Origin of the sequence: Streptomyces sp. NPDC001796 (assembly GCF_042892355.1) — a bacterium.
Classification (GTDB): Bacteria; Actinomycetota; Actinomycetes; order Streptomycetales; family Streptomycetaceae; genus Streptomyces.
The window spans coordinates 406,202-420,222 of record NZ_JBIAUC010000003.1; the positions used below are offsets into that span (position 1 = coordinate 406,202).

11 protein-coding genes are annotated in these 14,021 nt (G+C 70.6%); all 11 read right to left on the reverse strand.

Translation table 11 applies throughout. From position 1 onward, the window contains the following. Nucleotides 1-3: 3 nt before the first annotated feature. The 11 genes from ACFYZE_RS08570 to ACFYZE_RS08620 all read right to left on the reverse strand — a co-directional run bounded on the left by ACFYZE_RS08570 (nucleotide 4) and on the right by ACFYZE_RS08620 (nucleotide 14,018). Nucleotides 4-1,557, reverse strand: a complete 1,554-nt coding sequence (locus ACFYZE_RS08570; RefSeq protein WP_388990202.1) for a Wzz/FepE/Etk N-terminal domain-containing protein — start codon at nucleotides 1,555-1,557, stop codon at nucleotides 4-6. Further along, nucleotides 1,554-2,924: a Wzz/FepE/Etk N-terminal domain-containing protein gene (locus tag ACFYZE_RS08575; RefSeq protein ID WP_388990203.1), complete on the reverse strand. Its 1,371-nt coding sequence runs from the start codon at nucleotides 2,922-2,924 to the stop codon at nucleotides 1,554-1,556. The genes ACFYZE_RS08570 and ACFYZE_RS08575 overlap by 4 nt, the downstream gene beginning before the upstream one ends. Then, complete coding sequence (locus tag ACFYZE_RS08580; protein ID WP_388990204.1) at nucleotides 2,921-4,186, reverse strand: glycosyltransferase family 4 protein; 1,266 nt, start codon at nucleotides 4,184-4,186, stop codon at nucleotides 2,921-2,923. The genes ACFYZE_RS08575 and ACFYZE_RS08580 overlap by 4 nt, the downstream gene beginning before the upstream one ends. Further along, complete coding sequence (locus ACFYZE_RS08585; protein WP_388990205.1) at nucleotides 4,176-5,492, reverse strand: nucleotide sugar dehydrogenase; 1,317 nt, start codon at nucleotides 5,490-5,492, stop codon at nucleotides 4,176-4,178. The genes ACFYZE_RS08580 and ACFYZE_RS08585 overlap by 11 nt, the downstream gene beginning before the upstream one ends. A gap of 70 nt (nucleotides 5,493-5,562) precedes the next feature. Beyond that, complete coding sequence (locus tag ACFYZE_RS08590) at nucleotides 5,563-7,041, reverse strand: sugar transferase (protein WP_388990206.1); 1,479 nt, start codon at nucleotides 7,039-7,041, stop codon at nucleotides 5,563-5,565. A gap of 461 nt (nucleotides 7,042-7,502) precedes the next feature. Further along, complete coding sequence (locus ACFYZE_RS08595; protein WP_388990207.1) at nucleotides 7,503-7,673, reverse strand: hypothetical protein; 171 nt, start codon at nucleotides 7,671-7,673, stop codon at nucleotides 7,503-7,505. A gap of 128 nt (nucleotides 7,674-7,801) precedes the next feature. After that, the gene (locus ACFYZE_RS08600) at nucleotides 7,802-9,325 is read right to left on the reverse strand and encodes an aldehyde dehydrogenase family protein (protein WP_388990208.1); all 1,524 of its coding nucleotides are present in this window, start codon (nucleotides 9,323-9,325) and stop codon (nucleotides 7,802-7,804) included. Nucleotides 9,326-9,456: 131 nt separating this feature from the next. Then, nucleotides 9,457-10,734 (reverse strand): GAF domain-containing protein, encoded by a 1,278-nt coding sequence (locus tag ACFYZE_RS08605; protein ID WP_388990210.1) that lies wholly within the window; start codon nucleotides 10,732-10,734, stop codon nucleotides 9,457-9,459. Nucleotides 10,735-10,849: 115 nt separating this feature from the next. Then, nucleotides 10,850-11,464 (reverse strand): N-acetylmuramoyl-L-alanine amidase, encoded by a 615-nt coding sequence (locus ACFYZE_RS08610; RefSeq protein WP_388990212.1) that lies wholly within the window; start codon nucleotides 11,462-11,464, stop codon nucleotides 10,850-10,852. Nucleotides 11,465-11,523: 59 nt separating this feature from the next. Then, nucleotides 11,524-12,537, reverse strand: a complete 1,014-nt coding sequence (locus ACFYZE_RS08615; protein WP_388990213.1) for an acetamidase/formamidase family protein — start codon at nucleotides 12,535-12,537, stop codon at nucleotides 11,524-11,526. Then, on the reverse strand, nucleotides 12,534-14,018 hold the full coding sequence (locus ACFYZE_RS08620) for an APC family permease (protein WP_388990215.1): 1,485 nt from the start codon (nucleotides 14,016-14,018) through the stop codon (nucleotides 12,534-12,536). The genes ACFYZE_RS08615 and ACFYZE_RS08620 overlap by 4 nt, the downstream gene beginning before the upstream one ends. Between the last annotated feature and the right edge of the window lie 3 nt (nucleotides 14,019-14,021).

Genomic DNA, 14,021 nt, shown 5'->3' on the forward strand with positions numbered 1-14,021 from the left:
GTACTACCGCACCTCCTGCTCGCTGTCCGGGACCGGTGCCGCCCACATCGGCTGCCGCTCCGTCCGATGCCGGCCCTCACCCACTGCATGAACGGCGTGGGAGGTACCCCCACCGTTCTGCCGGGCCGGCCGGTCGTTCTGACCGCGCAGAGCGGTGTGCAGCCCGTCCCACAGCGTGCCGTCGGTCCGGTCGCGCGGATCGGGGTCGATCAGCACCACCCCGATCACCGCGATGCGCTGGTCGGCGAGCTGCCGGGCCACGGTGTGCAGCCATGCGGCGCTGCCGTGCCCGGCACGTACGACGAGCACGGTCTGAGTGCCGAGGTACCGGAGGTCGGTCCACGCCGTGCCGGGCGCCACCGAGCCGACGCCGAGCGTGCGCTCCTGATGCGACACGGCTGCGGCACGTTCGCCGCTGACCACGGTCGGGTCTCCCGGCTTCGGGCGGTGGCCGGCGAGCTGTGAGCCCGGCAGACCGTCGATGACGACCACCGGCCCCTCCGCCGCCAGTGCCCGGCCGAGGTCCAGGGCGATCACGCTCGTGCTGCGCGCACACCCCAGTTCCAGCAGCGACAGCGGTTCCGCGGAGCCGCGAACGGTGCGCGCCAGGAACCCGGTGAGGCGTTCGTGTGCCGCCCGGATCCGTCGACGGCGCCACAGCCTGGGCGACCGGGCGGGGAGCTCCGCGATGACCGAGGTGCCGAGGTTCACCGCGATGTCCCGGCGCAGCACGGGGCGGTCCGCCACCACCGCGCCGACCGCGGCCACCGCCAGCCCGAGGACGAGTCCGAGGAGGAGTCCGATCGCGGCGTCGGTGGCGGCGGCCTTCGGCAGGGAGTGCCGCACCGCGTGCGGGGCGTCCACGACCTGTGTGCCGGCGATGAGCTGGGGCGTGCCGACGCTCGCCTCCGCGGCGCGCTCGCCGAAATCGGTGATCTTCGATGTGAGGTCGGCCCGGCGGGCGAAGAGCGACTCCAGATCCGCCGACGTCTTGGACCCGCTCGCCGCCGATCCGTTTCCGATCGCCTTGTTGACCTGGGCGAGTTCGTCCCGCAGCCGGTTCTGCTGGTCACGCAGGGCTTTGGCCTCGGCGTTCGAGGTTTCCTGTATCCGCCGCACGTGGTCAGCGACGAACGCGTCGGCCAGCGCCTTGGCGCGGGCCTCCGCCTCCGCGTCGCTGGCACCGGTCACATTGATCTGCAGCAGGTTGTTGGTCAGACCGACGCCGCTGTAGTCCCGCATGAAGGTCTCCGGTTTTTCCGGGGACTTGAGGGCCTTGAGAGCCGCGTCGGCGATCCGCGTGGTCTGCAGCAGCGCGACGTCGGTACGGATCAGCGTTCCGGGGTCGTTCGGCTGGTCCTCCTTGTGCGCGACCAGCACCTTGGTCGTCGCGCTCGGGGGCGGCGGCATCAGGATCGCCACCGCCGCCCCGAGCAGCAGGCCGACCAGCGCCATGGCGCTCCACAGGCGCCGGCGCCTGCGCACCGACACCACCAGTGCCTGCAGGTCGACGAGCGGGGCGGCGGCCGTCGACTCCGAAGTCGTGCTCGTCGTCACGCTGAACCTCCCGTTCCGTGGCCGGGCACCGCGAGCGTCAGGGTGGCGTCGTCCGGAAGCCGGCCGGCGGACCGCGTGGGGCGGGCCAGGACCATGCCGGCGACGACGATGCCGACGACCTCGTGCCTGCCGTCCGCACACGCCTCGGCGATGCCGGCGAGTTCCTCCGCGGTCCAGCTGCCCGCGCTGAGGACGACCAGGGCGCCGGACTCGGTGTCGCGGTCCGGCACTGTCGGCCGGTCCACCGAGACCTCCACCACTCGCAGCTGCAGACCGTTCTTGGCCTCGGCGACGAGCTGCCCCGCGGCCCGGCGGGCGGTCTCGTCGCCGTCCGGTACGACGACCAGCAGCCGCTGGGCTCCCGGCAGTCGCTCCTTCAGGCGAGCGCACACCCGCCGGTAGCGGAGCCGACTGCCCGCCTGGTCGCCGGACTTCTGCGGGGCGGGCATGTCCCACCGCGTGTCCATACCGAGGAGGCGGTGGATCCGGGCTCGTGGGCCCCCGCCTTCCGGCCGGTGCACCGGCTGTTCCGTGGGCACGTCGACGGTGCCGAGGAGGGTCGAGCCCAGCGCCGCCGCGATCTCCGGTTCGGTGCGCAGTCGGCGGTTCATCCGTGTCGCGACGAGATGGCCGATGAGCGCGAGCAGGAAGAACAGCAGCGCCCCGCCGACGATGAGCTGCAGCCTCGTGGGCGGCGCCTCACCGGTCGGCCTGGGAGCCGGACCCATGACGACCATGCCTGCCTTGTTGTTCGCCGGGTTGGCCTGGTCGAGCTTCTGCATGGCCTCCTCCAGCGAGGTGCGCAGCTGCTCGAGCTCGGTGCGGGCCTGCACGCTCTCCACGGTCTGTCCCGGATCGGCCGCTTTGGCCAGTTCGGTGATGCGGCGGTTGGTCTCCGCGACCTGCTTCCGCAGGGCCTCGGTCCCCGAGCCCGCCGCGGAATCGGTGCTGCCGCCGGCGACCCCGGCGGCGAAGGCGACGAACTGCTTGGCCACCTGGTCGGAGAGACGCTGTGCGCTCGTCGGGGTGTCGGCCGTACCCGAGATCTTGATGATGTTCCCGTCGGCGGCCTTGGCGGTCACCCGGTCCTGCAGCGTGGTGCCGTCGACGCCGGACCAGTGCAGGGCGGCGGCCGTGCGGTCGAGCACCGCCGAACTGGTGGCGATGTCCACCTGGGTCAGCAGCTCGCGCTCCTCCCACTGCCCCGGCAGCAGTACCGGTGCCGACGCGGTGTATCGCGGTGGGAACACCACCACCGAGGTGCCGTAGCCGACGAGTGCGCCCACCGCGGCGAGGACGACGAGAAGTCGCCAACGCCGGCGGAGTATCCGCCCGATCGTGGCTAGGCGGATCGTGTCTTCGTTCAACGCCGCTGCCTCTTCCTTGTGCGGGCCGGGTCGCCCGCCGACTCCGGAGTTCGATCGCGGCTCGCGGCGGCGTAGGCGGCGAGAAGCGACGCTTGCGAGTTCTCCCACGACAGCGGACCGCTGATCCGCTCCTGGCCGATCTTTCCCATCCGGGCGCGCTTCTCCGGATCGTCCAGCAACACCGTGATGAGCTCGGCGAATCGGACCTCGTCGTTGGCGGGGGCGTAGACGGCGGCGTCACCGGCGGAGACGCGCGCCTCCTTCAGGTCGAAGGAGACGATCGGCCGGCCCATCGCCATGTACTCCAGGACCTTGTTCATGGTCGACACGTCGTTGAGCGGATTGCGCGGGTCGGGAGAGAGGCACACGTCCGCGGTGGACAGGTAGCGCACCAGGTCGGCGTCCGGAATGCGCCCGGTGAACTGCACCTGCTCCGTGAGCCCGAGCACCCGGGACAGCTCCACCATCGCGTCGAAGGCGTCGCCGGAGCCGACGAACACCGCGTGCCAGTCGGTCCGCCCGAACTCGTCGCGCAGCTTCGCGAGGGCGCGCAGAGCGTAGTCGACGCCGTCCTGCGGGCCCATGACGCCCAGGTAGCACAGCAGATGAGGCTTGCCGCGCTTCAACTGCGGCTCGGGCGGCACTGGTTGGAACCGCTCGATCTGGGGGGCGCTGCGCACCACGAAGACGTCCTCCGACCGCCGGCCGCCACGGCGCATCGCCACGTCCCGGTAGCTCTCGTTGGTGGCGAGCACGATGTCCGCGGCCCGGTAGGTCCGCCGTTCCAGCGCGCACACGGCGCGGTAGAGCAGGTCCTTGCCGCGGTCGAACCGGGAGAGGTACAGCTCGGGTACCAGGTCGTGCTGGTCGAAGACGAACCGCGCGCCGCGCCGCTTCAGCCACAGCGCCGGCAGGAACAGCAGGTCGGGCGGGTTGCAGGCGTGGACCACGTCCACCGGGCCGACCTTGCGGGCGAGCCGGGCCGTGTGCCACAGCGCCGATCCGTACTCCCGCACATAGCCGGCCGGCCCTCCGGCGGCCGCGCGCAACGGGTAGCGGTGGATCCGCACCCCGTCGATCACCGCCTCCGGCTCCGTGTCCCGTTTCTCCCCCCGGGGACAGATGACGTGCACCTCCCAGCCCGCGTCGCGCAGCGTCGTGCACTCCTGCCACACCCGCCGGTCGAACGGCACCGACAGGTTCTCCACCAGGATCAGCGCGCGCCGGCCCGCCCCGCCGCCACTGATTGCATCACCAAGCAAGGCCCACGTACCCCGGTTCGGTCCGGCGCGCCTCGGCGTCGGGAAGGCGGATGAGGTCGACGATCACCGGGCCGTCCCCATGGGGCAGCGCCGACAGCACGGCTGGATCCCTGGTCCCGACCAGGCACACCTCGGCGTGCTCGAGCACCTCGTCGACGGAGTCCGCGAGCAGCTGCGCAAGGTGCGGCAGCCGCATCTCGATGTACTCGCGGTTCGCGCCGAGGAGCCGGGAGAGGCTCACATTGGCGTCGTGGATCTTGAGGTCGTAACCCTTGCCGAAGAGCCTCTCCGCCAGTTCGACGAGCGGGCTCTCGCGGAGGTCGTCGGTGCCGGGTTTGAAGGACAGCCCGAACAGGCCCACCCGGCGCTTGCCGCTGCGCTCGACCAGGTCCACCGCGCGCTGCAGATGATCGGAGTTGGAGGGCAGCACGTGGGAGAGGATGGGCACCGAGACGTCGGCCCGCTGCGCCGCGTGGACCAGGCTGCGCAGGTCCTTGGGCAGGCAGGAGCCACCGAACGCGAAGCCGGGCCGCAGGTAGGCGGGGCTGATGTTCAGCTTGCGGTCGGCCAGGAACACGTCCATCACCTGGTGCGAGTCCACCCCGAGCGCCTGGCACACCGCGCCGAGCTCGTTGGCGAAGCCGATCTTGAGGCCGTGGAACGCGTTGTCCGCGTACTTGATCGCCTCGGCCGTCGGGACCGGCACCCGGAACACCTCGCCGGGCAGGCCGTCGTACAGCGCCATCACCGCATCGCCGCTTGCCGCGTCGAGCTCGCCGATGACTGTCTTGGGCGGGTCGAAGAAGTCCCGCACGCTCGTGCCCTCGCGCAGGAACTCCGGGTTGACCGCGACCCCGATGTCGACCCCGGCCGTGCCGCCGACGTACTTCTCCAGGATCGGTACCAGCAGGTTCAGGCAGGTGCCCGGAAGCATGGTGCTGCGGAACACGACGGTGTGCCGCCCACCCCGCTCGGCCAGCGCGGCGCCGATCTGCTCGGTGACCCGTTCCAAGTACGTGGTGCACAGGCTGCCGTTGGGCTCCGACGGTGTGCCCACGCAGACCAGTGACACCTCGCTGTCCGTGATCGCCTCGCGGACGTCACCGGTGGCGCGCAACGCTCCGGTCCGCACGACCTCGGCGATGAGCTCGCCGATCCGCTCCTCGACCACCGGGGCCTTGCCGTCGTTGACCAGGTCGACCTTCACCTGGTTGACGTCCACCCCGATGACCTCGTGACCCAGGCTCGCCAGGCACGCGGCCGACACGCAGCCCACGTAGCCGAGCCCGAAAACGCTGACTCTCATGACCCGTCTCTCCCCCCAGGCAGGCCCCCTGGGCCTGCGGTCCGCGCGCCGGTCGGACGACCCCCGCGCATCAGTAGGCCCCCTGCCCGTGAAGCACTGCACGCAGCGTCTTCCACAAGATCACTGTGTCCAGGGCGAGCGACCAGTCCTCCACGTACCGCAGGTCGAGGCGGACCGCCTCCTCCCACGGCAGATCGCTCCGTCCGCTGATCTGCCACAGGCCGGTGAGCCCGGGCTTGACCAGCAGCCGCCGCCGGATGTCCGGGTCGTACGCGGCGCACTCCTCCGGTAGCGGAGGCCGGGGTCCGACGAGCGACATCGATCCGGTGAGCACGTTGAAGAGCTGCGGGAGCTCGTCGAGCGAGTACCGGCGCAGCACTGCTCCCACCCGGGTCACCCGCGGATCCCGGCGGACCTTGAACAGCAGGCCCGCGCCCTCGTTGCGGTCGGCCAGCTGCCCACGTGCCGCGTGAGCCCCGGAGACCATGGTGCGGAACTTGAGAATGGTGAACTCGCGGCCGTCCTTGCCGACCCTGCGCTGGCGGTAGAAAACCCCACCCCGGCTGTCCACCGCCACGAGCAGCCCGACGAGCACCATCAGCGGCGCGAACAGCACCAGCAGGACCGCCGCGCCCACCCGGTCGACGACCGCTTTGATCGCCCGGCGGCCCCCGGTGAAGGCCGGCATGCTGACCCGCAGCAGCGGTATCCCGAGCACCGCGTCGACGTGCAGCCGCGGGCCGGCCACCTCCATCAGCACGGGGGCCACGACCATCTCGGCATCGCTGCCTTCGAGGTTCCAGGCCAGCCGCTGCAGCCGGTCCGGTGACCAGTGCGGGTCCGGTGTGACCGCGACGACGCGGTAGCCGTCGTGGCGGACGTGCTTGGCGACGTCCGCCAGTTGACCGACGACCGGCACTCCGTCCAGTTGGTCACCGTCGAGCCCGCGACCGTCCGTCGTGCACACCGCCTCCACCCGCCAGCCGATGTGCGGGAACTTGCGGGTTCGGGTGATCAGGTCGCGCACGGTGGCCGGGCTCCCGGCAGCGAGCACCGGTCTCAGGCACCGGCCTTCCTTGCGCTGCTTGTGCAGCCAGAGGCGCAGCAGATACCGCGCGGTCATGGTGACGAGCGCGATCGCCGGGATCGCGACGAAGATCCAGAGTTTGATGTTGCGCGAGGTCAGTGCTATTCCGCCGAGCGCCAGTACGACGGTCGCCGCGAACAGTGAGCGTCCGAGCCGGCGGAATTCCTCGGCGCCCTGGCCGAGCACGGCCGGAGCCCACGAGCGGCTCACCGCGAGCGCCCCCAGCACCAACAGCTCGGTGCCGAACGCGAGAATTCCCCACTTCTCGTGCCAGTTGGCCGCGTCCCGGGCCCCGAAGAATTCGCCGATCGCCGCCACCACGAAGGCGGTGGCCACGGTATCGCTGGTGATCACGGCACGTCTGTACCGCTGCTCCCAGGCAATCGCGGGCCATCTGATTGCCCCGTTCGCCAGACGCCCGCGCGCCGACGGAAACGGGCTGACAAGTCCCCCTTGCCGCACAGAACCCCCCAGGTCCCCAGTGGTTCGACGTGTTCGCCCAACACTGTTGCTCCCCTCGGGAGGCCCCCGCCCCCCGTACCGCGCTGTTCTCCCCTCGGGAGGCCCCCGCCTCCCCGCGCATGAAATCCCGCTGTGTCAGAGCTACTTGAACAACCCACCCCGGCCGCAGCGGACTCGCATGTCCTGCCGGACTCTCGTGCTGCGCGGGACCCGTCGACACCTCGGGCGCTCCCCGCACCCAAGGCCCCCCTCGCGGGCTCCCGGCATTGATCACCCCCACGCCCGGCGCCGGGGACGGGACTGCTGGCTTTCCATGGCGCCGGACCTATAGATCGTTAAAGGTCGCCTCATGAACGAACAGCTGAAGCACGGTCAATCTAGACCATCAGGGCCGGTATGAAGAGAGGATGTGTGTAATTTGTGTTCAAGCTTTGAGGCTGGATCCAGTGATCGGTCACCGTCTACGGGTGCCTTGTCGCCACCGCGCGGTCCAGCAACTCGCCCGACCCCGGGCACGGCTTCCACGCGGGGTAATGATCGGCGAGCTGCAGCGGGCCTTCCACGACGCCCGGTTCGGCAACGGCTTCCCGCTGTTCGTGCACCACGGCGTGCCGGGCCTGGAAGGCTCCCATCGGTCGTCATCCGCGCCGCGGACGCGGCTCCTCGCTGCTTGGATGCACGCGGAGAAGGCCTGCTTGGATGCACGCCGAGAAGGGCGCCTGACGGGCATCTACCCGGTCAGGCGCCCTTTTTTCTGCGTCTAGAAGAAGCCGAGCTTCTTCGGCGAGTACGACACCAGGAGGTTCTTCGTCTGCTGGTAGTGCTCGAGCATCATCTTGTGGGTCTCACGGCCGATGCCCGAGCCCTTGTAGCCGCCGAACGCCGCGTGTGCCGGGTACGCGTGGTAGCAGTTCGTCCAGACACGGCCCGCCTGGATGGCGCGGCCCGCGCGGTACGCGGTGTTGATGTCCCGCGTCCACACGCCCGCCCCGAGCCCGTACAGAGTGTCATTGGCGATCTTGATGGCGTCGTCGAAGTCGTGGAACGACGTCACCGACACCACCGGCCCGAAGATCTCCTCCTGGAAGATCCGCATCCGGTTGTCGCCCTCGAAGATCGTCGGCTGGACGTAGTAGCCGCCCTTCAACTCGCCGTCGTGCTCCACGCGTTCTCCGCCCGTGAGGACCTTCGCGCCCTCCTGCCGGCCGATGTCCAGGTAGGAGAGGATCTTCTCCAGCTGGTCGTTCGACGCCTGGGCGCCGATCATGGTGTCGGTGTCCAGCGGATGCCCGGTCCTGATCTTCTCCGTGCGGGCGACCGCCGCCTCCATGAACTCGGCGTAGTGGCCCCGCTGCACCAGCGCCCGTGAGGGGCAGGTGCACACCTCGCCCTGGTTGAGCGCGAACATCGTGAAGCCTTCCAGCGCCTTGTCGCGGAAGTCGTCGTTCGCCGACCACACGTCGTCGAAGAAGATGTTGGGGGACTTCCCGCCGAGTTCCAGCGTCACGGGGGTGATGTTCTCGGAGGCGTACTGCATGATCAGCCGCCCCGTCGTGGTCTCGCCAGTGAACGCGACCTTCGCCACCCGCGGGCTCGACGCCAGCGGTTTGCCCGCCTCCACACCGAAGCCGTTGACGATGTTCACCACACCCGGCGGCAGCAGATCGGCGACCAGGCTCAGCCAGTAGTGGATGGACGCCGGGGTCTGCTCGGCCGGCTTCAGCACGACCGCGTTGCCCGCGGCGAGCGCCGGCGCGAGCTTCCAGGTGGCCATCAGGATGGGGAAGTTCCACGGGATGATCTGTGCCACCACGCCGAGCGGCTCGTGGAAGTGGTACGCCACCGTGTCGTCGTCGAGCTCGCCCAGCGAACCCTCCTGCGCGCGGATCGCACCCGCGAAGTAGCGGAAGTGGTCGATGGCGAGCGGAATGTCCGCGGCCAGGGTCTCCCGGACGGGCTTGCCGTTCTCCCAGCTCTCGGCCACCGCCAACTGCTCCAGGTTGGCCTCCATCCGGTCGGCGATCTTCCGGAGGATGTCGGAGCGCTCGGTCACCGACGTACGGCCCCAGGCGGGCGCGGCGGCGTGCGCCGCGTCCAGCGCGCGCTCCACGTCCTCGGCGGTGCCCCGCGCGATCTCCGTGAACGGCTGCCCGTTGACCGGAGTCGGATTCTCGAAGTACTGGCCACGCGCCGGCGGTACGTACTCTCCGCCGATGAAGTGGTCGTAACGCGCCTGGTAGGAGACGATCGCACCCTCGGTGCCGGGCGCTGCGTAACGGGTCATTGCGGCTCTGCCTCCTGGGACGGCGCTGCCCGCCGTTGGGCAGCTCTCGACGCCGAGGCTAGGAACGGGGACGTTGCGAGGACGTTGCGTCCCGGGGCTCACGGACGAATGCCGATCTTCGCTTCCCGGCGTCAGCGAGGTCCGGGAAGCTCCCATCCCGCCGGTGCCGCCAGCTCCGTCTCCAGGTCCTCGAGGCGGGCCCTTACCGCCGCAGTCGGCCGTACCGCCGCCAGTGCCCGCCAGACGTCGAGGTCGTCCTCGCCCCACGGCGCGTGCACCCACTCGGCCAGCAGGTCGGGGTCGCGGCGGGCGATCAGCGCCGTCCGCAGGCCGTCGGCGAGCCTGCGCCGCAACCGGGCCACGGTGGGTGCCTGCGAACCGGGCAGCAGCGGGCCCCGGTACGCGGCCGCCGCCTCCGCCACCGCCCCCGACGCCAGTCGGCGCTCCACGACGCTGACATCCGACTCCACCGCCACCGTGAGCCGGTACGGGCGTGACGCCAGCAGACCGGGGCCGAGGATCCGGCGCAGCCGGGCCAGCTCGGCGCGCAGCGTCACCGGCGTCACCGATTCGTCCTCGTACAGCGCGCACAGCAGTTCGTCCCCGGTCAGCCCCTCCGGGTGCCGGGCCAGCAGCACCAGGATTTCGCTGTGCCGGCGGCTGAGCCGGACCCTTCGGCCGCCGACGAGGAGCCGCGCCTCGTCACGGCCCAGTGCCGTCAGCCGCAGTGTGTCCGCCGCGTCCTCGATCGGTGTCAGGAGCGCCAGTTGGGACTCGGCGGCCCGGGCCACCGCCTGCACGAACCCCAGGCTGTGCGGATGCGCGAGCCGGTCCCCGCCGGTGATGTCCAGCGCGCCGAGCACCCGCCCGGTGCGCGGATCGTGCACCGGCGCCGCCGCGCACGTCCACGGCTGGACCTGCCGGATGAAGTGCTCGGCGGCGAACACCTGCACCGGCCGGTCCACCGCGACGGCCGTCCCGGGCGCGTTCGTCCCCACCGCGGACTCCGCCCAGCGGGCGCCCGGCACGAAGTTCATGCCGTCCGCCCGCCGTCGTGTCGCCGGATGCCCCTCGACCCACAGCAGCCTGCCCTGCGCGTCGCACACCGCCAGCAGATGCTCGCCGTCCGCCGCGAACGGGCCCATCAGTTCACGCACCAGCGGCATCACCCGAGCGAGCGGATGCTCGGCCCGGTACGAGCCGAGGTCGCCGTCCGCCAGCTCCACCGGCGCCGTACTGTCCGGTCCGACGCCCGCCAGCGCCGAACGCCGCCACGAGTCGGCCACCACAGGACGGACCCGCCGCGCCACCGTCCCCACCGCCGTGAACGTCTCGTGCGCGCGACGCAGCTCCCGTACCCGTTCGACGGGATCGGCCCCTGGCTCCAGGGCCACCCACGGCTCGGTCAACTCGGCCTCCCGGGAACGGCGGTGCGATGGGTGACATCGTCACTCCGGAGTCGGCCGCCGACAACCGTTTCGACCGCCATCGACCCGAACAGGACGGGCAGTTCGCGGGCGGGTGTCAAGAGAGGTTGACCAGCCTCATGTAGCGCGTCCAGTCCCAGTTCGGTCCGGGGTCGGTGTGGTCGGTGCCCGGGACCTCGTAGTGGCCGATGATGTGCGCCCGGTCCTTCGGGATGCCGTGTCGGTCACAGATCGCCGCCGTGAGTCCGGCCGACTCCGCGTACAGGGCGTCCGTGAAATATCCGGGCCGCTCCACCCACCCTTCGTGCTCGATACCGATGCTCCGTGTGTTGTAGTCCCAGTTTCCCGCGTGCCAGGCGATGTCGTGCTCGCGGACGCACTGCGCGATGTGCCCGTCCGCCGACCGGACGACGTAGTGCGCGGACACGTTCTTCCGCGGGTTCTGGAAGATGCCCAGGGTGTTCGTGTACGTCGCCTGCGTCACGTGGATGACGACGAGGTCGAGCGGATACGTGAAGGGCCGGTGGGACGGCGTGTAGTTACGGGGGTCCGCCGACATCCAGTCCGCGAAGGGATGGTCGACGACCCGGGGCCGGGCCTGGGCCGGTGCGGAGGGAAGCAGCGTGTAGGGAACCGCTGCGAGGGCCGCGCCCTGCAGCAACCGGCGTCTGCTGGTGAGGGGTCTGGCCCGCTCCTGCTCGGTTCGTTTCATGGACGAAGTGCCTTCCGCGCCTGGCTTTCAAAGAAATGCCGCTTTTGTTCCTGGTTTGCTCAACGCCCCAGCGTGGTCGCCGTTTCGCGCATCCGGGCATGGATTCCTCGGTGCGTCTCGCGTGCCGGCAGCCATTCCTTGCGGAGCTTGGCCACGCACGTGTAGTTGGTGTCGCAGACGTTCGCCAGCGGAGACTCGACCGTCTGGGTGGCGAACTGGTAGGCGTCCAGCTCGCTGAACCCGTAGTCGCGCACCAGCCACTGCACCAGGTCGAGCTGGGATATCCGGAACGCGTCCTCCAGCGGGCGTGCCGAGCCCGTCGAGATGATGTGCGTGTCGGTCTCGATGCGCGGCCAGGGTGTCGCGACGCCCTTGAGCAGCTCGACGATCACCACGGTGTTCATCGCGCACTCGACGGCCACTCCGCAGGTCTCGCCCTCTCCCTGCCGGGCATGGCCGTCGCCCAGGCTGAGCAGCCCGCCCGCGACGTTCACCCCCAGATAACAGGTGGCGCCCGCCCGCATCTCCGGGGTGTCCATGTTCCCGCCGTGCGCGTCCGGCACCAGCGCGGAGCGCACCTCCAGGTTGGCCGGTGCCACGCCCACCGTGCCGTGCATGGGGTCCATCGGCAGCTCGACGCGGATGTCGCTGTCGCGCGCGGTGAACAGAGCGGTGCGCCGCTCCCGGTCAAGTTGCCAGATCCACACGGTTTCCGGCAGCGGCGGCTGCAGTGTCGCGGTGGTGTGCGTCGAGGTCAGCGCGCCGAACAGGGGCACCGTCGTCGAGGCCGCCCAGTCCCGGGCCGGTTCGATCGACACGAAGTGGACCGCGAGGGTGTCGCCCGGCTCGGCGCCCTCCACATGGAACGGACCGGTCTGCGGATTCAGGAACGGGAACTCGCACACCTCCGACACCAGGTCCTTCTCGGACCGGACCCGTCCGGCGAAACAGTCCTCCGTGTACAGGTCGAGGACCGTACCCGGCGCGATCCGCGCGACGGGCGGTGCGCCGCCGAAGGTCCAGGCGTATTCCTCCGGCGCGGGCCGCACGGTAAGGATTCGGGCATCGCTCATGGCTGCACGGCTCCGTTCGGCAGAGGGTCGGGTTTGGGGGAGTCTTCGAGATGGACGCGGGCGGTCTCGGCTATCCGTGCGGGGTGGCGCCGCAGCAGGACGAGCAGCACCACGACCCCCGCGGCCATCCAGACCCCGACGACGGGGCCGGCGTACGACACCGGTGCCGTCAGCGTGGACACGAAGTGGAACACCGGCAGACCCGCCGCGGTCAGCAGGGCGGGCACGAAGGCGGCGACGCCCAGCAGCGGGAACAGCAGGTGCCGCACCGGGCTGAACGAATCCCGCCCGCGGCGCAGGAAGTAGCCCGCGCACGCCAGGTTGACCACGATGTACACACCTATGACGACCGTCACGATGATGGTGGCCAGCAGCAGGAACGCCGTGACCGGGTCGTAGGCGAGGCCGAGCCCCAGCACGACCCCCACGGCCACCGTGCTCTGCACGGCGACGCCGGCGGCGGGGGAGCGGTACCGCGGGTGCAGGCGCGCGAAGAGCGGCGGGAACACCCGGATGCGCGCCAACGCGAAAGCCGTACGCGTCGAGACGTTGGCGCACGCGTTGGCGTTGGCGACCGTCGAGTTGACGACGGCCAGGAAGACCAGCACCCAGAAGAGCCCGAAGGAGGCCCGTGCCACGCCTTCCCAGGACGCCGCCCCCGACGCGCCGAATCCCGTGAAGCGGTCGGGACCGACGAACACGGTCATCGCGTAGGTCGTGACCACGTAGAAGAGTCCGATCGCGAGCGCCGCTCCGAGGACCGCGCGGTGCATCGTCCGTCGCGGATCCTTCGTCTCCTCCGCCAGCGGTGCAGCCGCTTCGAATCCGGCGAAGGCGAGCACCGTGTAGACCGACCCGGCGAACACGCCGCTCACGCCCTCGTACCCCTTCGCCGCGTGGGAGGTCCCGAACACCGACAGTGTGTTGTGCCCACCCGCTCTGACGACCAGCCAGACGGCGAAGACCAGGAACACCAGCACTTCGAAAACGCCGAGGACGGTGCCGAACCGGGCCGAGGCGCGCACGCCGAAGTAACCCGTCACCCCGATGACCACCGCACCGGCGAGCGCCCACGGCCACCACAGATCGTCCGGGTACGCGGACCACTCCTGGTGGAGCGTGCCCGCCGTTGTGAAGCCGAGCTGCAGGAGCAGGAGCGGCGGCACCAGCGCCTCCACGAACACGTACGCCCAGCCGACGAGGAAGCCGACGGCCGGATGCAGCCCCTGCGCCGCATAGGTCGCCACCGAGCCGGCGGCAGGCAGCCGCCGCGCCAGCTCGGCCACGCACGACGCGGTGAACAGGCACGCCACCAGGGCGACGAGCACCGACAACGGCAGGCTGCCGCCCGCGAAGGCCGCGCCGGAGGGAATGGACGCCGCGACCGCTGCCGCCGGCGCCATCGCTGTGATGCTCTGGAACAGGACCTCGCGCAGGCCGATCGCCTCACGCCTCAGGCCGAAAGCCGTGTCCCCCGCCATGTG

Coding starts and splice junctions, on each gene's coding strand:
- ACFYZE_RS08585 (WP_388990205.1), bottom strand. CDS start 5,492: ATGAGAGTCAGCGTTTTCGGGCTCGGCTACGTGGGCTGCGTGTCGGCC.
- ACFYZE_RS08595 (WP_388990207.1), bottom strand. CDS start 7,673: ATGGGAGCCTTCCAGGCCCGGCACGCCGTGGTGCACGAACAGCGGGAA.
- ACFYZE_RS08600 (WP_388990208.1), bottom strand. CDS start 9,325: ATGACCCGTTACGCAGCGCCCGGCACCGAGGGTGCGATCGTCTCCTAC.
- ACFYZE_RS08610 (WP_388990212.1), bottom strand. CDS start 11,464: ATGAAACGAACCGAGCAGGAGCGGGCCAGACCCCTCACCAGCAGACGC.
- ACFYZE_RS08615 (WP_388990213.1), bottom strand. CDS start 12,537: ATGAGCGATGCCCGAATCCTTACCGTGCGGCCCGCGCCGGAGGAATAC.
- ACFYZE_RS08620 (WP_388990215.1), bottom strand. CDS start 14,018: ATGGCGGGGGACACGGCTTTCGGCCTGAGGCGTGAGGCGATCGGCCTG.